The sequence below is a fragment of the Amycolatopsis sp. NPDC114484 genome, assembly GCF_055633755.1.
On sequence record NZ_JBVKDQ010000015.1, the window covers coordinates 53,214 to 76,202 of the forward strand.

Consider the following 22,989-nt stretch of genomic DNA (forward strand, 5'->3'; position numbering starts at 1 on the left):
ACACGGTCGGGCCGCGGGGGCGGGGGTCTCGGGTTAAGCTCCGGACGTGGCTGAGGAGACCGAAAACACGCCGACCGCGCCGACTGCCCGCCAGCTGGCGTCCGCCCGCGACTTCGTGGCGAAGCACGGAAAACCGTCGCGCGCCGTGGTCGAGAACATCGGCCTGGCCGGCGCGCGGGTCGTGCTCGTGGGCCCGGACGGGGCGATGGGCGACGTGCTGGTCGCCGGGGTCGAGACCGGGAACGCGCTGGTCGCCGGGGTCGACGACCTCGAGGCCGCGGAGTGGGACAGCGAAACCGTGAAGACGGTCAAGATCGGCGCCGCGCACCGGCGCAAGATGGCCGGGCCGCGAGCGGGCCGGTGACCCGCTCGGCGATATTCGTCGGCTGCGCCGCTCTGCCCGAGGGAGACGGCGACGAGGCCGCGGTGCTGCCCGCGCTCGCGGACCTCGGGTTCGCGGTGAGCTGGGCGGCCTGGGATTCGGACGCCGACTTCGGTTCGGCGGACATCGTCGTGCTGCGGGCCGCCTGGGATTACCCGGAGCGCCGCGACGAGTTTCTCCGCTGGTGCGAGGACGTGCCGGGGCTGAGCAATCCGGCCGCGGTCGTGCGCTGGAACACCGACAAGACGTACCTCGGCGAACTGCTCGACGCGGGCGTGCCGACGGTGCCGGTCGAGATCGTGCCGCCGGGGGAGAAGCCGCGCTGGCCGAAGAAGCCGTTCGTGGTGAAGCCTTCGGTGGGCGCGGGAGGCCGTGCCGCTGCCCGGTTCGACGCTGCCGGCGCTGAGGCGGAGAAGCATCTGCGCGCTTTGCACGACGACGGGCGCACCGCTCTCGTGCAGCCGTATCAGTCCAGTGTGGACACTCAGGGCGAGATCGCGGTGACGTACTTCGGCGGCGTTTATTCGCACGCCTTCACGAAATCCGCGACGCTGGAGTCCGAAGTGGACTCTTCCGGACTGTACCGGGAAGAACGGCTGTCGGCGGCGGTTCCGGCCCCGGAGGTGCGGGCGGCGGCGGAGGACGCGCTGGACGCTGCTTGCGGGTTGCTGGGGATTTTGCGGGCGGAACTCCTGTACGCGCGGGTGGATCTGGTCCGCGGGGACGACGGGCGTCCGCTGGTGCTGGAGCTGGAGTTGACTGAGCCTTCGCTGGGCTTCCGGCACGCGGACGCGGGCGCGCCGCTGCGGTTCGCGTCCGCGGTGCGGCAGCAGCTGGCCTAGCTCGGGTCCGGCGATGCTTATCCGGGCTGCTGCACGCGTTTCGCGGCGAGCCGTTCCGCCCGGGGCCAGCGGACGTCGCTCGCCCAGCCGAGCCTCTCGAACGCCCAGATCACCCGCGCCGAGACGTCCACCTGCCCGCGCAGCACGCCGTGCCGGGCGCAGGTCGGGTCGGCGTGGTGGGAGTTGTGCCACGACTCGCCCATGGACAGCAGCGCCAGCGGCCAGAAGTTCGCCGCGCGGTCGCGGCTCGCGAACGGGCGGTCGCCGATCAGGTGGCACACCGAGTTCACCGACCAGGTCACGTGGTGCAGGAACGCGATCCGCACCAGCCCGGCCCAGAAGAACGCCGTCAGCGCGCTCTGCCAGGTGCCGCTGAACGCCCAGCCGAGCGCGGCGGGCAGGGCGAGGCTCAGCGTGATCCACAGCCAGAAGAACCGGTTCACCAGCCGCAGATCGCGGTCGCTGACGAGGTCCGGCGCGAAGCGGTCGGCGTTGGTGACCTCGCGCTGGAACATCCAGCCCATGTGCGCGTGCCAGAACCCGCGCAGCAGCGCGGCGGGCGAGGTGCCGAAGAGCCACGGCGAATGCGGATCGCCCTCGCGGTCGGAGAACGCGTGGTGGCGGCGGTGGCTCGCGACCCAGAAAATCACCGAACCCTGCACGGCCATGCTCCCCGCGATCGCGAGCGCGATCCGCAGCGGGCGGCTCGCTTTGAAGGCGCCGTGGGTGAAGTAGCGGTGGTACCCGACGGTCACGCCGAGCGTCGCGAGCACGTAGAAGACGGTCGCGAGGATCAGGTCGGTCCAGCCGATGCCCCATCCCCACAGCAATGGCACGGCGGCGATCAGCGCGGCGAACGGCACGAGCAGGAACGTCTTGAGCACGATCATCTCGGCCGTCCCGCGCCGGCCGGAGAGAAGGGGTTTGCCGGGACGGGCAGGGGCGGTCGGCATGGCGGCACCTCGGGCTTTTCGGGGCGTTCGGAAAGCCGGACGGCGATGACGGTAAGCCGCCGACCTGTCCGCCGGGCCGACGCCCAGTTACGCCCGGATGACCGTCAGTTCGCGGTGGCGAGTTGGCGGCGGTCGGGTGGCGGGGAGGCAGCTGTGGGTGGTGGCGAGGGCGGGGATCGGACGCTGTCGTTCCGGGCCGGTGGTCAGCGGTGCGCGGGGCCGTCCGTTGGCGTTGGCGGGTTGGCCGCGGCCGGGTGGAGGAGAGGCAGCTGCGGGTGGCGAGCCCGGGGGACGGATGCTTTCGTTCCGGCGGCTCTGGGCTGGTGTTCAGTGGCGCGGGATCGTCGGTTCGGGTGGCGAGTTTCTGTCGCGTGGATGTGGACCCGATGCCACGGCGGTCACTGGAGCCGAGGCTCCGGCAGCGCGTCAGTTCGCGGCCGCGAGTTCCCGCTTCTCCGCGGGCTCCAGCGAAGTCACCGGCCCCCGGTCGCGAGTCCCCGTCCACAGCACCGCCGTCACGATGATCACCAGCGCCGACCCCAGCACGTGGAACGACACCATCGCCTCGGGCACGCCCAGCGCGTACTGCACCGTCCCCAGAACACCCTGCAGCAGCGCGACAATCCACCCCCAGGCATACCGCCGCCACACGCTCTTCGGTGCACCGACGCGCATCAGCGTGAGCCCGAAGACCGCCAGCACCACGAGGTAAGCGATCAGCAGGGCGCTGTGGACCCGCGCCAGCTGCTCGATCGGGGCGTCGAGGCGATGCGTGTTCACGTCCCCGCCGTGCGGGCCCGCGCCGGTGACTGTCGTGCCGGCGATCAGGACCGCCCACATCAGCACCGTCAGCAGCACCAGCATCCGCCGTCCCAGCTTCGGGACCAGGGGGCGCGCCGGTTCGTCTCCTTCTCGGAACGCCTTCAGCAGCATGACCGCCAGCCACACCAGCGGGGTGGAGGCCAGGAAGTGGATCGCGACCGTCCACCATTCCAGTTTCGCCAGCACGGTCAGCCCGCCGATGACCGCCTGCAGCACGACGCCTCCGGGCATCGTCCAGGCGAGCTTCACCAGCCGCTTGCGTTCCGGGTGGTCGATCTGGATCCGCCACGCGGTGAGCACGGCCAGTGCCGCCACCACGATGACGACGCCGGTCAGCATCCGGTTCGAGAACTCGATCCACTGCGTGACCGCGTCGATGCCGGAGTGCCGCACCGGCACCAGGCTGCCCGCGACGCACTGCGGCCAGGTCGGGCATCCCAGCCCGGACCCGGTCACCCGCACCACGGAACCGGTGACGCCGATGCCTGCCTGCGTGACCACCGCGGCGATCCCGACGCCGCGCTGGACCGCGGCGGACGGATACGGCAGGCGGGCGATCAAACTGCGAAGGGACACGCGGAAAGAATACTCGCGCGCGTTTTCCCGCCCGCACGCGGCGGTATTGTGCCGCCGGGATTTGCCAGCGCAGACAAGGAATCAGGTGCGGCGGCGGTCACATTCGGGGACCGAATTCCGCGCGAAAACCGAGGTGGGATTCAGGTGAGTTTCGTAGTCCGCGTCGCCAGGGCTCCGGCCACCGCGGCCCACACCAGCAGCACCGCCGCCGGGCCGAGCGGGAACTGGCCGTCCACCAGCGCCGCGCGCATGCCTTCCGCCAGCGCGCCCGACGGCAGCAGCGACACCACCGCGCCGACCCCGGACGGCAGCGCCGACGGAGCCAGCAGGATCCCGCCGGCCAGCAACAGCACGAACCACACGATGTTCGCCAGCGCCAGCACCGCTTCCGCGCGCAACGCGCCGCCCAGCAGCACGCCCAGCGCGCCGAAAGCCAGCGTCCCCAGCACCAGCAGCACCACCGCGGAGCCGATCCCGGCGGCCGATGGCGACCAGCCGAGGAAAGCCGCCACCACGCCGAGCACCACGGACTGCAGCGCCACGACTACCAGCGCCGCCACGATCCGTCCGGCCACGAGCAGCCAGCGCGGCAGCGCGGTCGCCGAAAGCCGCTTCAGCACGCCGTAGCGCCGGTCGAAGCCGAGGGCGATCGCCTGTCCGGTGAAGGCCGACGACATGACCGCCAGCGCGAGGATCCTCGGCGTCATCCAGTCCACTTTGGACGTCGAGCCGAGCTGGCTCGCGGGCAGGATGTCCAGCGAGCTCAAGCCGATCAGCAGCGCGAGCGGGATGATCAGGGTGAGCAGCAGCTGCTCGCCGTGCCGCAGCGTCAGCGCGGCCTCGACGCGCGCGTGCGTGCGCAGCATCTTGCCGAGCGAGCCGCGGCCGGGCGCGGGGACGAAAGTGCCCGCGGGGAACGGAGAACTCATGCGCGCAGCTCCCGTCCGGTGAGTTCGAGGAACACTTCTTCGAGCGTCCGCCGTCCGACTTGCAGTTGTTCGGGCAGTACGCCCTGTTGCGCGCACCAGGCGGTGACCGCGGAGACCACCTGCGGGTCGACCGCGCCCTCCACCAGGTACGAACCGGGCGCGGTTTCGCTGACCCGGTACCCCTCCGGCAGCGCGGCTTCGAGCAGTGTCGTGTCGAGCTTCGTGCGGGCGCGGAACCGCAGCTGCGCCGCCTCGCCCGCCTCCAGCGTCAGCGAATGCGGCGTGCCCTCGACGACGACCTTGCCGTGGTCCACGATCACCACCTGGTCGGCCAGCGTTTCCGCTTCCTCCATGAGATGGGTGGTGAGCAGGACGCTCACGCCGTCCGCGCGCAGCGCCGCGAGCAGGTCCCAGACCAGCCGCCGTGCCTGCGGGTCCATGCCCGCGGTGGGCTCGTCCAGGAACACCAGCTCCGGACGGCCGACCAGCGCACACGCCAGGGAAAGCCGTTGCTGCTGCCCGCCGGAGAGCCGTTTGAACGGCGTCCGCTTGGCGCCGGCCAGCCCGAGCACGTCGAGCAGCCACGCCGGATCGTGCGGGTTCGCCGCGCAGGAGGCGACCAGTCGCAGCATTTCCTCCGCGCGCACGCCCGGGTACGCACCGCCGCCTTGCGGCATGATGCCGACGCGCGGGCGGAGCCGCGAGCTGTCCGCGACGGGATCGAGGCCGAGCACGCGCACCCGGCCCGCGTCAGGTCTGCGGAAACCCTCGCAAATCTCGACAGTGGTCGTTTTTCCGGCGCCGTTCGGCCCGAGCAGGGCCAGCAGGGAACCGCGCTCCATGCGCAGGTCGATGCCGTCGACCGCGGTGGTGGAGCCGTAGCTTTTCGCCAAGCCGGAGATCTCGACGGCGGGGTTGTCCACAACGAATCACGATACGACGTCGGCGGGCGCGCGCGGTGCTGGGGACGCCGGAGGTGTCCTGGACAACAGCAGCGGCGAAACCCGGTAAACGATCGCGAGCCCGCCGAGGGTCACCAGAGCGGCCGCGCCGTAGGCCCACGGCAGGACGTAGGAGCGGCCGTCGAAGGTGCCGCCGGTGGGCGGCAGCAGGAACGGCAGCCCGGCGCTGATGACCGTGGCGACCACCCGGAACCGCGACGTCCCGGCCGCCGCGGCGAGCGGGATCACCGCCCACAGCAGGTACCACGGCTGCAGGTTGATCTGCAGGATCATCGCCGCGCCCAGCGAGACGCCGAGCCCGATGATCGGCCGGTAGCGCCATTTGAAGCTGGCCCACAGGAATTTGACCGTGACGACCGCGGTGATCACGTTGCCGAGCGTGCCGAGGATCGGCACCAGCGCGTCGGTGTGGTTGCCGAGCCCGAGCGCGATGCCGAGGACGCCGCCGAGGTTCGCGACCTCCGCGGTGGGGGAGATGAACGACCGCACCAGCCCCGGCGTGCTCGCCGTCGCGCCGATCCAGCCGAAGCCCAGCCCGGTGCCGACGCAGATCGCGGTGAGCACCACGCCGAACAGCAGCGCCATCGGCGCGCCCGCCCACACCAGGTCCTTCAGCCGCCCGTGCCATCTGCGCGCGACCATCACCGAGAGGAACGGCAACGCCAGCACCGCCGGGATCTTCACGGTGGCGCCGATCGTGATGATGACGACGCCGAGCGCGATGAAGAGGAGTTCGCCCTTCGCCAAGGGCGGCGGACTGTCGCCCTTCACCCGCACCGGCAGCCGCCGGATGCCGATCTCCAGCCCGGCCACCATGAGCCCGATGGCCAGCGAGTCGTTGTGCGCGCCGGCGACGAAATGGAAGATCAGCAACGGGTTCGCCGCGCCGAGCCACAGCGCGGTGGCCGGCTGCACGCCGAACCGCCGGGCCAGCCGCGGCACCGCCCACACGATCAGCAGCACGCCGACCATCGCGAGACCGCGCTGCAGCAGCACGCCGACGACGATGTTGTTGCCGCCGACCGGGGCCAGCCAGCCGCCGAGCCGCAGCAGCAGCGGGCCGTACGGGGCGGGGGTCTCGCGCCAGATGTTGGTGACGCCCGCGGTGAGCGGGTCGGCGACGCCGAGCGCCTGGGCCGGGCCCAGCTGGTACGGGTCCATGCCGCGGTGCACGATCTCGCTCTGCGCGAGATAGCTGTAGACGTCGCGGGAGAACAGCGGCGGGATCAGCAGCAGCGGCGCGACCCACATCGCGATCGTGCGGGCGAGCTGTCCGCTGGTGGCCAGCCGCGCGCTCGCCGGGCGGGCGAACCGGGCGAGCATGAGCCAGCTCAGCACCAGGATGCCCATCCCGGAGAAGGCGATCGCGAGCGAGACCGTCGGGATCCGGATGAACAGCCGCAGCACCGGCAGGTCCTGCACCGGGTTGATCACCGGCGCGGCCCCGGCGCCGAGCGAGCCGAGCGCGAGGAACAGCGAGCCGACCGTGCCGAAGCGGCGGACCGCGTCGAGGCCGCGGGTCTCGGCGGAGTTCAGCGGATCGGTGCGGCGCGGGCCGACCGGGGACGGCGCGGCCTCCGGGGCCGGCGGGGCGGCGACGGAGCCGCCGGAGCCGCCGGTGTCGCCGGATAAGTCCGGTTCCGGTGCCCGCTGGTCCGGGTGTTCGCCGACTGCCACGCCCGGAAGCGTATCGAGTCCGGTTCGGACGGCGTGCCGAGTCCGGCCGGAAGACCGTTCCGGGTGCGCCGCGGCAGGTCGCCGGGCGGATCCGGCGAACCCGAGCGGACCGGCGGAGCGAGCCGGTTTCCGCGTGAGTCGGGTCACTGGCCGACCCCCCGCCTTTGCCCGCTGGCCGGAAATAAGACACACTTGTGTTGTGAAAAAGAACGGGAGCACCGGCGAGGGGCGCGGCGAGCAGTCGCGCACCGCGGCTGTCGGCGTTCCCGTGCAGGTCAGCGCGGTGAACGTGGCCGAGGGCCGCACGCGGCACGAGGTCGCCCGGCTGCTGCTGGAGCAGGGCCCGATGACCGCCGTGGTGGTCGCCGAGCAGCTTGGCATCAGCCCGACGGCGATCCGCAGGCACCTCGACGCGCTGCTGGCCGACGGCGAGGCCGAGACCCGCGACGCCCCGCGCAAGGGCCCGCGCGGACGCGGCCGCCCGGCCAAGCTGTTCCTGCTCACCGAAGCGGGCCGCGCCCGGTTCGGGCACGCCTACGACGACCTCGCTTCCTCGGCCATCCGCTTCCTCGCCGAGCACGCCGGCCCGGACGCGGTGCGCGCGTTCGCCGAGCGCCGGGTCGAAGGACTCGTCGGGCCGCACCGGCAGGCGATCACCGGATCGGCTGATCCGGTCGAGCGCGCCGAGGCCCTCGCCACCGCGCTGAGCAGGGAGGGCTACGCTGCCTCGACCCGCCAGATCGGCGCGGGAGCCCAGGTCGCGAACGTCGGCGCGCAGCTGTGCCAGCACCACTGCCCGGTCGCGCACGTCGCCGCGGAGTTCCCGCAGCTGTGCGAGGCCGAGACCGAAGCGTTCGCGAAGCTGCTGGGCACCCACGTCCAGCGGCTGGCGACCATCGCGCGCGGAGACAACGCGTGCACCACACACGTACCCGCCGGACCGGCGGGTATCCCGGCCCATCCCGAGCCGGACCGCACGACGACGCCCGGAGAAGCGGCCACGCCGCCGGAAGGGCACGCACCACGGATCCCGAATGGAGGGAAACCCGCATGACTGCCGCTGCCGAGCAGCGCACTCCCACCACCGAGCCGTTGAGCCAGGAAGAGACCATCGCGTCCCTTGGCAACTACGCCTTCGGCTGGGCGGACTCCGACGAGGCTGGCTCCACCGCCCGCCGCGGCCTGAACGAGGATGTCGTCCGCGACATCTCCGGCAAGAAGTCCGAGCCCGAGTGGATGCGCGACGCCCGATTGAAGGCGCTCAAGCTGTTCGACCTCAAGCCGATGCCGAACTGGGGCGCCGACCTCTCGGGGATCGACTTCGACAACATCAAGTACTTCGTGCGGTCCACCGAGAAGCAGGCGACCAGCTGGGAAGACCTGCCCGAGGACATCAAGAACACCTACGACAAGCTGGGCATCCCCGAGGCGGAGAAGCAGCGCCTCGTGGCCGGCGTCGCCGCGCAGTACGAGTCCGAGGTCGTCTACCACCAGATCCGCGAGGACCTGGAGGAGCAGGGCGTTCTCTTCCTGGACACCGACAGCGCGCTCAAGGAGCACCCGGAGCTCTTCCAGGAGTACTTCGGCTCCGTGATCCCGGCGGGCGACAACAAGTTCTCCGCGCTGAACACGGCGGTGTGGTCCGGCGGCTCGTTCATCTACGTGCCGAAGGGCGTGCACGTCGAGATCCCGCTGCAGGCCTACTTCCGGATCAACACCGAGAACATGGGCCAGTTCGAGCGGACGCTGATCATCGTCGACGAGGACGCCTACGTCCACTACGTCGAGGGCTGCACCGCGCCGATCTACCAGTCGGACTCGCTGCACTCCGCGGTCGTCGAGATCATCGTGAAGAAGGGCGCCCGCTGCCGCTACACGACGATCCAGAACTGGTCGAACAACGTCTACAACCTGGTCACCAAGCGCGCCAAGTGCGAAGAGGGCGCGACCATGGAGTGGGTCGACGGCAACATCGGCTCCAAGGTGACCATGAAGTACCCGTCGGTCTTCCTCATGGGCGAGCACGCCAAGGGCGAGGTCCTCTCGGTCGCGTTCGCGGGCGAGGGCCAGCACCAGGACGCCGGGGCCAAGATGGAGCACCTCGCGCCGCACACGTCCTCGACCATCGTGTCGAAGTCGGTCGCGCGCGGCGGCGGCCGGACCTCCTACCGCGGCCTGGTCAAGGTCGCCAAGCGGGCGCACCACTCGCGCTCCAGCGTGGTCTGCGACGCCCTGCTGGTGGACACCATCTCGCGGTCGGACACGTACCCGTACGTGGACATCCGCAACGACGAGGTGTCGATGGGCCACGAGGCCACCGTGTCCAAGGTCAGCGAAGAGCAGCTGTTCTACCTGATGTCGCGCGGCCTCGACGAGGCCGAGGCGATGGCGATGATCGTGCGCGGGTTCGTCGAGCCCATCGCGCGCGAGCTGCCGATGGAGTACGCGCTCGAGCTGAACCGCTTGATCGAGCTGCAGATGGAAGGGTCCGTCGGCTAAATGGAGTCAACACAGTCCGTGGCCTCGGACAGCAATGTTTCGGAAGCCCTTCGCGAGGGGGCCGTCATTCCGGCGGCCTCCCGCGCGGAGCGGTTCACCTCCTACGACGTCGAGGCCTTCGAGGTCCCCGGCGGTCGTGAGGAGAACTGGCGCTTCACTCCGATGAAGCGCCTGCGCGGCCTGCACGACGGTTCCGCCGTCGCCTCCGGCGAGATCACGCTGGAGACCGAGGCCGCGCCCGAGCTGAAGATCGAGACCGTCGGCCGCGACGACTCGCGGCTGGGCCAGGCGGGCGTGCCGAGCGACCGGATCGCCGCGCAGGCCTACTCGTCCTTCGCCAAGGCCACCGTCGTGACGGTGCCCAAGGAGACGAAGGCGTCGAAGCCGTCGGTGCTGCGGATCCACGGCCCGGGCGAGGGCCAGGTCGCCTACGGGCACCTGCAGGTCCGCGCCGAGGCGTTCGCCGAAGCCGTGATCGTGCTCGACCACGTCGGGTCCGGCACCTACGCCGACAACGTCGAGTTCGTCATCGGCGACGGCGCCAAGGTCACCGTGGTCAGCGTCCAGGACTGGGCCGACGACGCGGTGCACGTCTCCGAGCAGCACCTCAAGCTGGGCCGCGACGCCGCGCTGCGGCACACCGTGATCACCCTCGGCGGCGACCTGGTCCGCATCTCGCCGACCGCGACCTTCACCGACAAGGGCGGCGACGTCGACATGCTCGGCGTCTACTTCGCCGACGGCGGCCAGCACCAGGAGCACCGGCTCTTCGTCGACCACGCGGTGCCCAACTGCAAGTCGCGGGTCGGCTACAAGGGCGCGCTGCAGGGCGAGGGCGCGCACGCGGTGTGGATCGGCGACGTGCTGATCCGGGCCGCGGCCGAGTCCACCGACAGCTACGAGTTCAACCGCAACCTGGTGCTCACGCCCGGGGCGCGCGCGGACTCGGTGCCGAACCTGGAGATCGAGACCGGCGAGATCGAAGGCGCCGGCCACGCGAGCGCGACGGGAAGGTTCGACGACGAGCAGTTGTTCTACCTGCAGTCGCGCGGAATCGCCGAAGAAGCCGCCCGTCGCCTGGTCGTGCGCGGGTTCTTCCACGAGATCCTGGTGAAGATCGACGTCCCCGAGGTGCGCGAGCGCCTCGAAGCCGCGATCGAGGCCGAACTCGAAGCCGTCGGCGCCTGACGCCCTCCACCGCAGACTTTAGGAAACGAAGAATGGCTACCCTGGAAATCAAGGACCTGCACGCCTCGGTGAACACCGACGAAGGCGCCAAGGAGATCCTCAAGGGCGTCGACCTGACCATCCGGTCCGGCGAGACGCACGCGATCATGGGGCCGAACGGCTCCGGCAAGTCCACCCTGTCCTACGCGATCGCCGGCCACCCGAAGTACACGGTGACCTCCGGCGAGGTGCTGCTGGACGGCGAGAACGTGCTCGAGATGAGCGTCGACGAGCGCGCCCGCGCGGGCCTCTTCCTCGCCATGCAGTACCCGGTCGAGGTGCCCGGCGTCTCGATGTCGAACTTCCTGCGCACCGCGGCCACCGCGGTCCGGGGCGAGGCTCCCAAGCTGCGCCACTGGGTCAAGGAGGTCAAGGAGGAGATGGGCAAGCTCGGCATCTCCCAGGAGTTCGCCGAGCGCTCGGTGAACGAGGGCTTCTCCGGCGGCGAGAAGAAGCGCCACGAGATCCTGCAGCTGGCGCTGCTCAAGCCGAAGTTCGCCATCCTCGACGAGACCGACTCCGGCCTGGACGTCGACGCGCTGCGCGTCGTGTCCGAGGGCGTCAACGAGTACAAGGCGGGCAACGAGGTCGGCGTCATGCTGATCACGCACTACACCCGCATCCTGCGGCACATCACCCCGGACTTCGTGCACGTCTTCGCCGACGGCCGCATCGTCGAGTCCGGCGGCCGCGAGCTGGCCGACGAGCTGGAGGAGAACGGCTACGTCAAGTACGTCGGCTCTTCCGAGCCCGCCAAGGCCTGACGTTTCCCGCGCCCCGTTCCCGACGACACCGAGAGAGAGGAGTTGGCTCGATGACCACCACGGCTTCGAACAGCCCGACCAACTCTGTTCCCCTTGACGTGGCGGCACTGCGTGCCGACTTCCCGATCCTGACGCGCACTGTGCGCGACGGGAAACCCTTGGTGTACCTGGACTCCGGAGCGACCTCGCAACGGCCGGTGCAGGTGCTCGACGCGGAACGGCGGTACGTGTTCACGTCGAACTCGGCCGTGCACCGCGGTGCCCACCAGCTGTCCGAAGAGGCCACCGACGCCTACGAATCCGCGCGCGCGAAGACCGCGGAATTCGTCGGCGCGGACCCGGAGGAGCTGGTGTTCACCAAGAACGCCACCGAGGGCATCAACCTCGTGGCGTACGCGATGAGCAACGCCGCCACCGCCGGTCCGGAGGCCGAACGTTTCCGGATCGGCGAGGGCGACGAAATCGTCATCACCGAGATGGAGCACCACGCGAACCTGGTGCCGTGGCAGCAGTTGTGCCAGCGCACCGGGGCGACGCTGAAGTGGTTCAAGGTCACCGCCGAGGGCAGGCTCGATCTGTCCGATATGGACAGTGTGATCACGCCGCGCACCAAGGTGGTCGCGTTCGCGCACCAGTCCAACGTGCTCGGCACGGTCAACCCGGTGGCCAAGCTGGTGGCCAAGGCGAAGGAGGTCGGCGCGCTGACCGTCCTCGACGCTTGCCAGTCGGTGCCGCACTTCCCGGTTGATTTCCACGCGCTGGGTGTCGATTTCGCGGTGTTCTCCGGGCACAAGATGCTGGCCCCGTCCGGGATCGGCGTGCTGTACGGCCGGACCGAACTGCTCGAAGCGATGCCGCCGTTCCTGACCGGCGGCTCGATGATCGAGCTGGTCACGATGGAGCGCACCACGTTCGCCGCGCCGCCGCAGCGGTTCGAGGCCGGGGTGCCGATGACGTCGCAGGCGATCGGCCTCGGCGCGGCGGTGGACTACCTGTCCGCCATCGGGATGGACCGGATCGCGGCGCACGAGCACGAGCTGGCCGCGGCCGCGATCGAGGGCATCGGCGCGATCCCGGGCGTGCGCGTCGTCGGGCCGACCGACCTGGAGGACCGCGGCGCGACTGTCGCGTTCGTGATCGACGGCGTGCACCCGCACGACGCCGGCCAGGTGCTGGACAGCCTCGGCATCGCGGTGCGGGTCGGGCACCACTGCGCGTGGCCGCTGCACCGGGCTTGTTCGGTGCCCGCGACCGTGCGGGCGAGCTTCTACCTGTACAACACGCTGTCCGAAGTGGACGCTCTGGTCGCCGGGATCCGCGAGGCGCAGAAGTTCTTCGGGGCGGCCCAGGAAGAGGCCGGGAAGTGAACCTGGAGAGCATGTACCAGGAGATCATCCTGGACCACTACAAGAACCCGCACGGGCGAGGCCTGCGCGATCCGTTCGACGCGGAGTCGTTCCAGGTCAACCCGACCTGCGGCGACGAGATCACCTTGCGGGTCAAGGTCTCCGACGGCAAAGTCGAGGACGTGTCCTACGACGGGCAGGGCTGCTCGATCAGCCAGGCGTCCGCGTCGGTGCTGACCGACCTGGTCGTCGGGCACACGGTCGACGAGGCGTTCACGACCATGGAGGCCTTCGTGGAACTGATGCAGGGCAAGGGCAAGGTCGAACCGGACGAGGACGTACTGGAGGACGGCGTCGCGTTCGCCGGCGTCGCGAAGTACCCGGCGCGCGTGAAGTGCGCCCTGCTCGGCTGGATGGCGTTCAAGGACGCGGTGTCCAGCACCACCACAGGAGCTGAGAAGGCATGAGCGAAGAGACGGCCACCGACCCGCGCGAGGGGCGCACCGCCGCGGACCTGCCCGAGCAGACCGCCGCCGTCCCCGCCGTCCCCGCCGACATCGCGAAAATCGAGGACGTCGAGGAAGCGATGCGCGACGTCGTCGACCCCGAACTCGGCATCAACGTCGTGGACCTCGGCCTGGTCTACGACATCCGGGTCGAGACCGACAACACCGCGACGATCGACATGACGCTCACGTCCGCGGCCTGCCCGCTGACCGACGTGATCGAGGACCAGACGTCGGCGGCGCTGACGTCCGGCGGTCTCGTGAACGACTTCCGGATCAACTGGGTCTGGATGCCGCCGTGGGGCCCGGAGAAGATCACCGACGACGGCCGCGAGCAGTTGCGTGCGCTCGGTTTCACGGTCTGAGGTCTATTGTTCGCGAAGGCCGCTCCCGGTTCGCCGGGGGCGGCCTTCGGCGTATCCGGGATTGGTGCTTTCGGGCGCGGGCGGGCGGAACGCCGGATTCTGTCGGGGCCGGGTGCTATTACTGATCGATGACCGAACCTGACTCCGAATCCCCGTCCGCTCCGGGGGAGAGACCCGGCCGCGGCCTGGCCGTCGCGGCGGTGTCGGTGGCCGCGGTGAGTTTCGCTCTCGGCGTGGCGACCTGGCTGGCCTGGCTGCTTGTGCGGCCGAGGCTGCTCATGGGCGGCAGCTACCCGATCGTGGCCGAGGTGTTCGTCCTGGTGCTCGGCGCGCTGTGGTTCCTGGCGCTGCTGGCCTCGGTGCTGGCGGTGGTCTTCGGGCTCCTCGGGGGAGCGCGGCGGTACGGCACCGACCTCGCCCGGGCGGGTGCGCTGCTCGGCGGACTGGCCTTCGTGGTGGCGCTGGCCGGAACGGTCGCGTTCACCTCGAACCCCGGGTTCGCGACGGGGCAGTTCGACGTCCGTCCCACCCACTCGACGTGGGGCCGATGATGTCTGTATAACGACCTATACGTCGGCGCGGAGGGGTGTCTGTCCATTATGGACAGAACGGGACAATCCGCCTGGATGATGCCGGGCCGCGTAACGGATCCGCGGTGGTCGCCGATCCTCGCGAGGTGATCGACGATTTCCCGGCCCCGCCGCCGGTTTCCCGCGCCCCTCGCCGGTTTTCGGTGGTGCTGGCGCTCTTCGTCGTGCTCGCGCTGGCCGGGGTGGCCGGTTGCGGGTACGGGCTGGTGACGGTGTTCAGCTATCGCTCGGTGAAGGTGCCGGACAATGTGATGGCTCCCGCCGTGCCCGCCGGGACGACGATCGTGTTCGGCAAGCGGGACGGGCAGGTCTACCACCGCGGCGACGTCGTGCTGGCGCGGATGCCCGCGCAGCAGGGCGACCGGGCGTTCGTCCTGCTGGGCCGGGTGATCGGCGTGGGCGGCGACGACGTGCGCTGCTGCGACGAGAAGCACCGGATCGTGGTCAACGGCAACTCCGTCGACGAGTCCTACGCGAGCGGCGACGGGCCGATGTTCCAGGTGGTCGTGGAGAAGAACGCGGTCTTCCTCGCCGAGGACCGCCGCGACCTCGGCTGGGACTCGCGGCAGGAGGAGGTCAGCGGATTGAACGGCTCAGTGCCGGGCTCCGAGGTGTACGGGGTGGTCGTCGCGACCGGGGCGAGCCCGTGGTGGGTGCGCACACTGACGCCGACGACGGCGTTCACCGCCGCGGGATTGCCGGGTGCGCCGGAGGCGGATCAGGGGCCGTTCCTGGGGCGAGTGCTTGTCGGAGCGGGAGCGGGGGCGTTCCTGGCCGGGTTCCTGGGCGCGGTGGTGACGGGAGTGCGCCGGGGAAGGAAGCGGCGGCGGGCGACCGCCGGACCGGGGTGGCTTCCGGCCGGGTAACGACTGTCCGACCTGTTCCGATGATCGCTTCGTGACGGAAAGCTTCCCTGCCGCTCCACCTTCTCCCGCGCGTGCGCCGCGCCGGTTTCCCTGGCTGCTCGCGGTCTTCGTCGGGGTCGTGATCGCGGGCTCGGCCGTGGCGGCGACCGGGCTCCTGAAGGTGTTCGGCTACCGCTCGATGACTGTGACCGGCGGGGCGATGGCGCACACCATGGCTCCGGGCGACCGGGTCGTCTTCGGGCTGCGCGAGGGCCAGGAGATCCACCGCGGCGACGTCGTCGTCTTCAACGCGGGCGCGTTCAACGACGGACGGCGCGGGATGTTCCTGCAACGCGTGATCGCGGTCGGCGGCGACGAGGTCGAGTGCTGTGACTACGACCGTCGAATCAAGGTGAACGGCAAGTCGATCGACGAGCCTTACGCGGTCGGCGAGCAGACGACCTTCTACGCGAAAGTGCCGCAGGGCACGGTGTTCGTGGCGGGGGACCAGCGGGATACCGCGGATGATTCCCGGTGGCGCGCCAACAATCCCGGTGCCGGAGCCGTGCCGCTGTCCGAAGTGTACGGAGTCGTCTCGGCGACCGGGAATCTGTTGTGGGTCAAGCAGTTCCCGGCGACCACCGCGTTCACCGACGCCGGCTTGCCGGGTGCGACAGAGCCGGATTCCGGGCCGGTCACCGGCCGGATCACCGCCGCGGCCGGGGCGGGGGTGTTCATCGTCGGGTTCGCCGGTCTGCTCGTGACTGTCGTCCGGATCGCCGGAAGACGACGAAAAGCAGCCGCAACCCCGCCAGCGCGCTGATCATCAGCAGGTTGTAGCCGAACACGTGGTTCAGCGTCAGCCCCGGCACCAGCTGGGGGCCGCTCGAACTGGCCAGCAGCAGCACGGCCATGAGCCCGGTCGCGATGCCGACCAGCGCCAGCAGCACCTCGTGCACCAGGCCGGTCACCAGGTCGCGGTCGCGTTCGTCGGAGAACAGCCGCATATTCACCGACAGCCTGCCCTCTTCCAGCGCCGCGCCGATCCGGTCGACGCGGCGGGGCAGGCGGCGGAGCACCGGCAGCAAGGCGGTGAACTCGTCGGTGACGGTGCGGCGCAGGGTTTCCGGGCGCAGGCCGATGCTTTCGGTGGCGAACGCACGGGATTCGGCGACCAGGTCGAAGTCCGGGGCCAGCGTCGCGAGGGTGCCTTCCATGGTCGCCAGCGCCCGGAACGCCGCGGCGATCGGCGGCGGTACGGCCAGGCGGAAGTCGGCGATGACGCGGAACAGTCCGGTGAACAGGTCGAGGCCGGGGCTCCGGCCGGGTCCGAAGTGCCGGGCGAGCAAGGCGCCGAGGGCGCGTTCCAAGCGTTGCTCGTCGAGATCGTCGGGGCGGTTGACGATCTCCAGCAGTCCGTCGCGGACGCCGGCCGGGTCGCCTCGGTCGATGGCGGGCAGCAGGGCTTGCAGACCGGCGCGCAGGCCGGTGTCCAGACGTCCGACGGAGCCGAGGTCGAGCAGGCCGAGGGTGCCGTCTTCGAGCAGCAAAACGTTGCCAGGGTGCGGATCCGCGTGGAACACCCCGCCGAGCAGAACCTGGTCGAGCAGGCCGCGCAGGAAGGTGCGGGCGAGTTTTTCGCGGGCGCCGGCCCCGGCGGAACCGGCGGAAAGCGGTTTGCCGTCCAGTCTTCGCATCACCAGAACGCGCTCTGTGGACAGTGCTTTGTGGACAGTCGGCAACGTGACGCCGGGGACCGGGTGGGCGGCGATCGCGTCGATGTTCGAGGCTTCGGTGCGGAAGTCGAGTTCGTCCTCAAGGGACTCGGCGAATCCGTCGGCCAGTTCCCGCACGCCGAGCGATCGTGCCCAGTCAGCGCGCTCGTACAGCACGGCGGCGAGACGGCGGACGATGTCGATGTCGCGTTCCACCTGCTCGCGGATCCCGGGCCGTTGCACCTTCACGACGACCTCGGCGCCGGACCGCAGCCGGGCGCCGTAAACCTGCGCGATCGACGCTGCGGCAAGGGGTTCGTCGTCGATGTGCGCGAACGCGGTGAGGTCGATTTCCTCGCGCAGCAAGGCGCGCACCTCGTCTTCGGGCGCGGGCGGAACCTGGTCGTGCAGTCGGCTGAGTTCGCGGATGTACACCGGTGGCAGGAGATCCGCGCGAGTCGAGAGCAACTGGCCGAGCTTCACGAACGTCACGCCCGCCTCTTCGAGCGCCAGCCGAAGCGACCGCGCGAGTTTCGCCGAGCCGTCGGGTCCTGCGGTGCGCCTGCCGGTGAGGAACGAGCCGAGGCCGTGCCGGATCGCGATGCGCATGATCCGCGAATAGCGCCGGGTGCGAGCCGCGCGAGATCGCAGCGACCGCATCCGGGCGAACAAACCGGGCCCGCCGGACGGAATCGCGAGTTCGGCGACGAAAAGGACCAGCAGGGTCACCGCGAGCGCGCTGCCGGCCAGCGGGATCAGCAGTCCGACCGCGACACCGGGCGCGGTCAGCACGACCGCCGGGAACGTCCGGATGACGGTGCCCGCGACGAGCCAGCCCGCGAGCGCGGCTCCGAGCGCCCGGACGATCCCGACGCGCACGCCGAGCACTTTGCGGGCCGCGGCGACGAGCGGCCACAGCACGACGACGTAGGCCAGCAGGCCGAGCAGCAGCGTTTGCATGCCGACGAGCACACCAGCGCGGCGGCGCGCGCGGATCCAGCCGGGGCGGGACGGGCCTCCCTCTCGCGGGGGAGAGTCCTACTTTCGGACGTAGTCGCCCCGGTGGTGAACTTCTAACGTCGTCTCGCGGACAAGGGTTGCTTGCTTTCCCGATGACGTACGGAGGACACGATGCACGCACGAGGGTTCCGGCGGATCGCCGCACTGGCCATGGCGACCGCCGCTCCGCTGGGCTTCGGCCTGGCGACCGCACCCGCCGCGTCCGCCGCCGCGGCGACCACCGTCTACTACAGCTCGGCGGACGCGCCGGACTACGTCGCGCAGATCGACCAGGGCGCGGCCAACTGGAACGCCGCGGTCAGCGACGTGCAGCTGGTGAAGGACGAGGGCAAGGCGACGGTGAAGATCCACGAGGTCACCAGCGGAGGTTCGTACACGCAGACCGACGGGCACGGCAACGGCGACGTTTACCTGGACACGAGCCAGGTCGCCGAGGGCTACGACCCGACCCGCATCGCCGCGCACGAACTCGGCCACAACCTCGGCCTGCCGGACCACTATTCGGGTCCGTGCACCGAGCTGATGTCGGGCCACGGACCGGGCACGTCCTGCACGAACGCCAAGCCGGACGCGCAGGAATCGGCGAAGGTGCAGCAGTTGTGGGCCAACGGGGTCCGGGCCGCGGGCACCCGGGTCACGACGACTGTCTACTGAGGACTGTGCGCAGGCCGGAGCGAATCCGGCCTGCGCACTCATTCCGCCTGCAGCACGAAGAACAGGAAACTCGGGCTGACGCACAGCATCCGGTAGTCCTCCGGGAACAGTTCTTCCGCCTCCGGCACGGGTTTCGGCTCGCTGAGCACCGAGATCCGGAACCCGGCCGCGGTGAACGCGTCGGTCATCGCGTGCAGCGGCCGGTTCCAGAAGCGCATCGGCGTGGTGCGACCGTCGACCTCCCAGTCCTCGGTCCACTCGTAAGTCGCCGAATAGTCGGTCTTCTGCCCGGCTTGGCGCTGCAGCAGGTGGATCGCGTACGGATGGTCGACCATCCGCCGGGTTCGAGGACGCGGTGAAACTCGGCGAGCGTCCTCCAGGCAGTGCAGCACGAGTGGCGCGACGATGTCGTCGAAGGAGTTGTCCGCGCAGGGGAGCGGCCCACCGACGCGCAGGTCCACGGCCGAGGGCGAATCCGGACAGTTCGACGCCTCGTTCGCATACTGCGACGGTCAGCGGCCCGACGGCACCCGCCCGCTTCGGGGGTTCGCCTCCCGGCTGGCGCCAGCACGGCGGACCGCAAGTAGCAGGCGTTCTGGATTCGGCGTAGGACCAGATGGTCTAGCTCTCGGCCATCAAGTCGTGCCAGAAAACGGCGCCAGGGTCCCGCTCCGGAGGGAGGCGCCCGCCGGAACCGCCTGTCAGGATTGGCGGGTGCGTTTCTTCCGTCCGCTGGTCAGCGGGGTCACCTATCGCCGGTGGGTGTACTTGATCCTCGGCGCCGCGCTCAGCGTGCCGTACCTGCTTCTCGCGATGATCGCGATGCCGTCGCTGATGCCGTTCGCCGCGACGACGGGATGGGCGAGCCTGGCCGGATTCGTCGTGACGCTCGCCGTGCTGGCCGCGACCGCGTTCCTGCCCGCGGTGCGGGTGCTGGAGGCGGCGGCGGTGCGGGAACTGCTCGCCCAGCCCGCGCCGGGGCGCGGCCGGACGCGGTGTGCGGTGATGTTCGCGCTGCACGTCGGGGCCGGGCTGATCACCGGGCTCGCGACGCTCGCGGTGCCGGCCGGATTCGGGTTCGCGATCAACGCGGTCTTCACCGGTCGGCTTGTCGACACGCCGGACTTCCAGCTGACGGTTCCGCGCGGCTGGGCCTCGGCGTGGCTGCCCGCGGCGTTCGTGGCGGCTTTCGTCGTGCTGATCTATGTCGTGTGGGGCGTCGGCGGAGTGCTGCGCCGCGTGGCGGCCCGGTTGCTGGGCTGGTCCGCCGCCGAACGCATCGAGCAGCTCGAACGCCGTACCGACCTGCTCGCGGAACGCACCCGGCTCGCGCGCGAGCTCCACGATTCCGTCGGCCACGCGCTTTCGGTCGTCACGCTGCAAGCCGGGGCCGCGCGCCGGACATTGCACACCGATCCCGGCTTCACCGAGGAAGCGCTCACCGCGATCGAGGAATCGGCCCGCACCGCGCTCGACGACCTCGACCACGTGCTCGGTCTGCTCCGCGACGAAGCGCGCGACCGGACGCCGCACGCGGGTCTCGCCAACCTGCCCGCGCTGATCACCGTGACGCGGCAGTCCGGGACGGAGTGCCGCGTCACGGTAGAAGGTGACGTCGAGAAGGTGCCAGCGGTGGTTTCCCGCGAGGTGTACCGGATCCTGCAGGAATGCCTGACCAACGCGGTGCGGTACGCGGGGAAGGTGCCGGTCACCGTCGCGCTGGCGGTCGCGGACGGGCAGCTGCGGGCCGCGGTCGCGAATCCGCTCGGCTCGGCCCGTCCGTCGCGCGCCCGCGGCGGACGCGGTCTGCGGGGCATGGCGGAGCGGGCGGAACTGGTGGGTGGCAAGCTGTCGGCGGGACCGGTGGGCGAAAACTGGGAGGTCGTGGTGACGGTGCCGTGGGGGAACCGGTGAGCGTGCGAGTCCTGCTGGTGGACGACGAACGGCTGATCCGGGCCGGGCTCCGTGCGATCGTGGACAGCGAACCGGACCTGACCGTGGTCGGCGAGGCGTCCGACGGCGCGGAGGTGCCCGGCCTCGTCGCGCAGCTGCGGCCGGACGTCGTGCTGATGGATGTGCGGATGCCCGCGGTGGACGGGATCCGCGCGACCGAGCACCTGCTGTCCACTATGGACGATCCGCCGAAGGTGATCGTGGTGACCACCTTCGAGAACGACGACTACGTGTACGACGCGCTGCTCGCCGGGGCCAGCGGATTCCTGCTGAAGCGCGCTCGCCCGGAGGAGATCGTCGCCGGGATCCGGACGGTGCTGGCGGGGGATTCGCTGCTGTTCCCGGCGGCGATCCGGGGCATGGCCGCGCGCCGCTCGCCCGCGGCTTCGGCGGCCCCGCTGGAGTTCCTGACCGAACGGGAACGCGACGTGCTGCGGCTGATGGCGGCCGGACTGTCCAATGGGGAGATCGCCGCGGAGCTGTTTCTGGGGCTGCAGACGGTGAAAACCCACGTCGGGAACGTGCTGTCGAAGCTGGGCGCGCGGGACCGGACGCAGGCGGTGATCCGGGCCTACGAATCGGGGTTCGTCACGCCGACCGGCTGATGGCGACGTCCCGGCCGATGCCGCGCAGGACCTCGACGCGGTCACTGCCGGGGCGGCTGAGGACCCAGCTGGACCCGGGAACCGCCTTGGCGCGCTTCTTCAGCGGCGCGAGCAGCCGGGAAGCGTCCCGATAGGACGGAATGGTGCCGCTGCCGCACACGAGCGTCGCCAGCGACACCGTGACCGGCATGCCTTCGGCGGACCAGTGCGTGTCCAGCAACGCCGCGGCGACCGTGCCGATCTCGTCCACATCGCACACGATCAGGAAATCGTCGCCGCCGACGTGGCTCACGCGCATCCGCGGCAGCCGTCCGGCGAGGTCGGTCAGGGTTTCGCCCAGTGCGCGGATCAAATCGTCGCCCGCGGCGAAACCGGCGTTGTCGTTGACGGATTTGAACGCGTCGACGTCCAGCCACGCCGCCACGAACTGCTCGCCGCTGGCGATGCGGCGTTCGACGTCGCGCGCCGCCGCTTCGCTGCCCGGCAGCCGGGTGAGCGGGCTGAGCGTCACCGCCTCCTCGACCTTCGCCTCGGCGACGCCGCGCACGACCTCGGTCACCAGCACCACGCCGAGGCAGTGCCCGGACGCGTCGACCACCACGACGTCGTCGCCGGTGCGGCCCCAGTCGGCGTCGGTGACCAGTTCCAGGAACTCCAGCGCGCTCGCGCCCGCATCGATCAGGTGCGGTTTGTCCGCCAGCCTCGCGGCGGACCGCTTGGCGTGCAAGGCGTGCCCGTACGGACCGGTGATGGTCACGAGGAAGCGCGTCCGGTCGACTGACCACTGTGGACGGTTGTCCGCGTCGACGCCGACCACGCCGCTCGGCGCGTCCGCGGCGGCGAGCACCTCGCGGACGTCGTCGCAGGTCGCGTCTACCGGCAAGGTGGTGGCCGGGCGCAGGAAATCGCCGACGCGTGGGGCCTGCGGCGGCGCGGGCGAGCGCCGGTCCTCCGGGACGACCGCGCCGGCGGCGGGCGCGGACCGGTGCGCGGCGGGCGGCGCGAGCAGATTGCCCTGCGCGATCCGGACGCCGAGGTGCTGTGCCGCGTCGAGTTGCGACTCGGTCTCGATCCCGGTCGCGACCAGCCGGGTGTTCGTGCGCGTCGTGAAGTGCAGCAGCGCCTCGACGACGGCCGTCGACGCCGGGTCGGCGGGCAGGCCGCGCAGCACGCTGCGGTCGAGTTTCACCAGGTCCACCGGGGACTGCGCGAGCAGCGCCAGCGGCAGGTCGCCGCGGCCGAGCCCGTCGAGCGCGAGCCGGAAGCCCTGTTCGGTGAGCGCGCGCATGCCTTCGAGCAGGCGGCCGGTGGGCAGATGCGTGAACGGCGGCCCGACCTCGAGCACCACGTCGCGGGTGCGCCGTCCGGCCGCGCCGAGTTCGGCGATCAGCTCGTCGAACGCCTCCAGCGGCGACGCGAGCGTGCGCGCGGAAAGGTTGAGGTGCAGCGGGAGCGCGCTGGGCCGCTCGGCCTCTTGGCGCACCGCGGCGGCGGCCAGCCCGAGGTCGACCTCGGTGAGCTTGCCGGCGCGGCGGGCCTCGGCGAGCAGTTCGTGCGCCGTGCCCCGGCCCGGCCGGGCCAGCGCTTCGTACGCGACGACCCCGCCGGTGTGCAGGCTGTACATCGGCTGGAAGGCGAATCGGACCGCTCGCAGCGTCGTCACGGAGGCGATACTCGCATCGCCGAAGGGGGCGGCGAAACCGTTGTCAGCTGAAGTTCACCGGGGCGGCACTTTGGCCACCGGATCGGAGTAACAA

The 22,989-nt window shown here is 70.7% G+C and carries 23 protein-coding genes; 15 read left to right on the top strand and 8 right to left on the bottom strand.

Annotated elements, in window-relative coordinates; all coding sequences use genetic code 11:
- The first annotated feature begins 46 nt into the window (after nt 1-46).
- Both ACZ7SW_RS30975 and ACZ7SW_RS30980 read left to right on the top strand, forming a co-directional pair.
- Nucleotides 47-364 (top strand): hypothetical protein, encoded by a 318-nt coding sequence (locus ACZ7SW_RS30975; protein ID WP_043827449.1) that lies wholly within the window; start codon nt 47-49, stop codon nt 362-364.
- Nucleotides 361-1,224 carry an ATP-grasp domain-containing protein gene (locus ACZ7SW_RS30980; RefSeq protein ID WP_470233890.1) on the top strand — a complete coding sequence of 288 codons (864 nt, stop codon included), beginning with the start codon at nt 361-363 and terminating at the stop codon, nt 1,222-1,224. Before ACZ7SW_RS30975 ends, ACZ7SW_RS30980 begins: the two co-directional genes overlap by 4 nt.
- Nucleotides 1,225-1,241: 17 nt before the next feature.
- On the opposite strand, the gene ACZ7SW_RS30985 is transcribed toward ACZ7SW_RS30980, so the two are convergent.
- The 5 genes from ACZ7SW_RS30985 to mptB form a co-directional block, all read right to left on the bottom strand.
- On the bottom strand, nt 1,242-2,177 hold the full coding sequence (locus tag ACZ7SW_RS30985) for an acyl-CoA desaturase (RefSeq protein ID WP_470233891.1): 936 nt from the start codon (nt 2,175-2,177) through the stop codon (nt 1,242-1,244).
- Nucleotides 2,178-2,603: 426 nt separating this feature from the next.
- A complete protein-coding gene (locus ACZ7SW_RS30990) occupies nt 2,604-3,575 on the bottom strand; it encodes a COX15/CtaA family protein (protein WP_470233892.1) in 972 nt (323 codons plus the stop codon).
- A 140-nt stretch (nt 3,576-3,715) separates the two neighbouring features.
- Nucleotides 3,716-4,504 (bottom strand): ABC transporter permease, encoded by a 789-nt coding sequence (locus ACZ7SW_RS30995; protein ID WP_470233893.1) that lies wholly within the window; start codon nt 4,502-4,504, stop codon nt 3,716-3,718.
- A complete protein-coding gene (locus ACZ7SW_RS31000; RefSeq protein WP_470233894.1) occupies nt 4,501-5,427 on the bottom strand; it encodes an ABC transporter ATP-binding protein in 927 nt (308 codons plus the stop codon). The genes ACZ7SW_RS30995 and ACZ7SW_RS31000 overlap by 4 nt, the downstream gene beginning before the upstream one ends.
- A 6-nt stretch (nt 5,428-5,433) precedes the next feature.
- Entirely contained in the window at nt 5,434-7,143 is a 1,710-nt protein-coding gene (mptB, locus tag ACZ7SW_RS31005; RefSeq protein ID WP_470233895.1) for a polyprenol phosphomannose-dependent alpha 1,6 mannosyltransferase MptB, read from the bottom strand.
- Nucleotides 7,144-7,342: 199 nt separating this feature from the next.
- On the opposite strand from mptB, the gene ACZ7SW_RS31010 reads away from it, so the two are divergent.
- The 10 genes from ACZ7SW_RS31010 (at nt 7,343) to lepB (ACZ7SW_RS31055) (ending at nt 16,108) form a co-directional block, all read left to right on the top strand.
- Nucleotides 7,343-8,197: a helix-turn-helix transcriptional regulator gene (locus tag ACZ7SW_RS31010; RefSeq protein WP_470233896.1), complete on the top strand. Its 855-nt coding sequence runs from the start codon at nt 7,343-7,345 to the stop codon at nt 8,195-8,197.
- Nucleotides 8,194-9,642 (top strand): Fe-S cluster assembly protein SufB, encoded by a 1,449-nt coding sequence (gene sufB / locus ACZ7SW_RS31015; RefSeq protein ID WP_470233897.1) that lies wholly within the window; start codon nt 8,194-8,196, stop codon nt 9,640-9,642. Before ACZ7SW_RS31010 ends, sufB begins: the two co-directional genes overlap by 4 nt.
- On the top strand, nt 9,643-10,830 hold the full coding sequence (gene sufD, locus ACZ7SW_RS31020) for a Fe-S cluster assembly protein SufD (protein ID WP_470233898.1): 1,188 nt from the start codon (nt 9,643-9,645) through the stop codon (nt 10,828-10,830).
- Nucleotides 10,831-10,862: 32 nt separating this feature from the next.
- Entirely contained in the window at nt 10,863-11,633 is a 771-nt protein-coding gene (gene sufC / locus ACZ7SW_RS31025; RefSeq protein WP_470233899.1) for a Fe-S cluster assembly ATPase SufC, read from the top strand.
- A gap of 50 nt (nt 11,634-11,683) precedes the next feature.
- On the top strand, nt 11,684-13,000 hold the full coding sequence (locus ACZ7SW_RS31030) for a cysteine desulfurase (protein WP_470233900.1): 1,317 nt from the start codon (nt 11,684-11,686) through the stop codon (nt 12,998-13,000).
- Nucleotides 12,997-13,446 carry a Fe-S cluster assembly sulfur transfer protein SufU gene (gene sufU / locus ACZ7SW_RS31035; protein ID WP_470233901.1) on the top strand — a complete coding sequence of 150 codons (450 nt, stop codon included), beginning with the start codon at nt 12,997-12,999 and terminating at the stop codon, nt 13,444-13,446. Before ACZ7SW_RS31030 ends, sufU begins: the two co-directional genes overlap by 4 nt.
- Nucleotides 13,443-13,850 carry a metal-sulfur cluster assembly factor gene (locus ACZ7SW_RS31040; protein WP_470233902.1) on the top strand — a complete coding sequence of 136 codons (408 nt, stop codon included), beginning with the start codon at nt 13,443-13,445 and terminating at the stop codon, nt 13,848-13,850. The genes sufU and ACZ7SW_RS31040 overlap by 4 nt, the downstream gene beginning before the upstream one ends.
- Nucleotides 13,851-13,978: 128 nt before the next feature.
- Nucleotides 13,979-14,401, top strand: a complete 423-nt coding sequence (locus ACZ7SW_RS31045) for a hypothetical protein (RefSeq protein ID WP_470233903.1) — start codon at nt 13,979-13,981, stop codon at nt 14,399-14,401.
- Nucleotides 14,402-14,505: 104 nt separating this feature from the next.
- Nucleotides 14,506-15,306 (top strand): signal peptidase I, encoded by an 801-nt coding sequence (gene lepB, locus ACZ7SW_RS31050; RefSeq protein ID WP_470233904.1) that lies wholly within the window; start codon nt 14,506-14,508, stop codon nt 15,304-15,306.
- Nucleotides 15,307-15,337: 31 nt separating this feature from the next.
- Nucleotides 15,338-16,108 (top strand): signal peptidase I, encoded by a 771-nt coding sequence (gene lepB, locus ACZ7SW_RS31055; RefSeq protein ID WP_470233905.1) that lies wholly within the window; start codon nt 15,338-15,340, stop codon nt 16,106-16,108.
- Here the strand turns inward: lepB (ACZ7SW_RS31055) and ACZ7SW_RS31060 are convergent.
- Nucleotides 16,020-17,960, bottom strand: a complete 1,941-nt coding sequence (locus tag ACZ7SW_RS31060) for an ABC1 kinase family protein (protein ID WP_470233906.1) — start codon at nt 17,958-17,960, stop codon at nt 16,020-16,022. The genes lepB (ACZ7SW_RS31055) and ACZ7SW_RS31060 overlap by 89 nt on opposite strands.
- Nucleotides 17,961-18,131: 171 nt before the next feature.
- Between ACZ7SW_RS31060 and ACZ7SW_RS31065 the strand changes: the two genes are divergently transcribed.
- Nucleotides 18,132-18,674, top strand: a complete 543-nt coding sequence (locus ACZ7SW_RS31065; RefSeq protein WP_470233907.1) for a snapalysin family zinc-dependent metalloprotease — start codon at nt 18,132-18,134, stop codon at nt 18,672-18,674.
- A 38-nt stretch (nt 18,675-18,712) separates the two neighbouring features.
- On the opposite strand, the gene ACZ7SW_RS31070 is transcribed toward ACZ7SW_RS31065, so the two are convergent.
- On the bottom strand, nt 18,713-19,135 hold the full coding sequence (locus ACZ7SW_RS31070; protein WP_470233908.1) for a hypothetical protein: 423 nt from the start codon (nt 19,133-19,135) through the stop codon (nt 18,713-18,715).
- 253 nt (nt 19,136-19,388) lie between these two features.
- On the opposite strand from ACZ7SW_RS31070, the gene ACZ7SW_RS31075 reads away from it, so the two are divergent.
- Nucleotides 19,389-20,588 carry a sensor histidine kinase gene (locus tag ACZ7SW_RS31075; protein ID WP_470233909.1) on the top strand — a complete coding sequence of 400 codons (1,200 nt, stop codon included), beginning with the start codon at nt 19,389-19,391 and terminating at the stop codon, nt 20,586-20,588.
- On the top strand, nt 20,585-21,232 hold the full coding sequence (locus ACZ7SW_RS31080; RefSeq protein ID WP_470233910.1) for a response regulator transcription factor: 648 nt from the start codon (nt 20,585-20,587) through the stop codon (nt 21,230-21,232). The genes ACZ7SW_RS31075 and ACZ7SW_RS31080 overlap by 4 nt, the downstream gene beginning before the upstream one ends.
- Here the strand turns inward: ACZ7SW_RS31080 and ACZ7SW_RS31085 are convergent.
- A complete protein-coding gene (locus tag ACZ7SW_RS31085) occupies nt 21,216-22,895 on the bottom strand; it encodes an EAL domain-containing protein (protein ID WP_470233911.1) in 1,680 nt (559 codons plus the stop codon). The two genes, ACZ7SW_RS31080 and ACZ7SW_RS31085, sit on opposite strands and share 17 nt — an antisense overlap.
- Between the last annotated feature and the right edge of the window lie 94 nt (nt 22,896-22,989).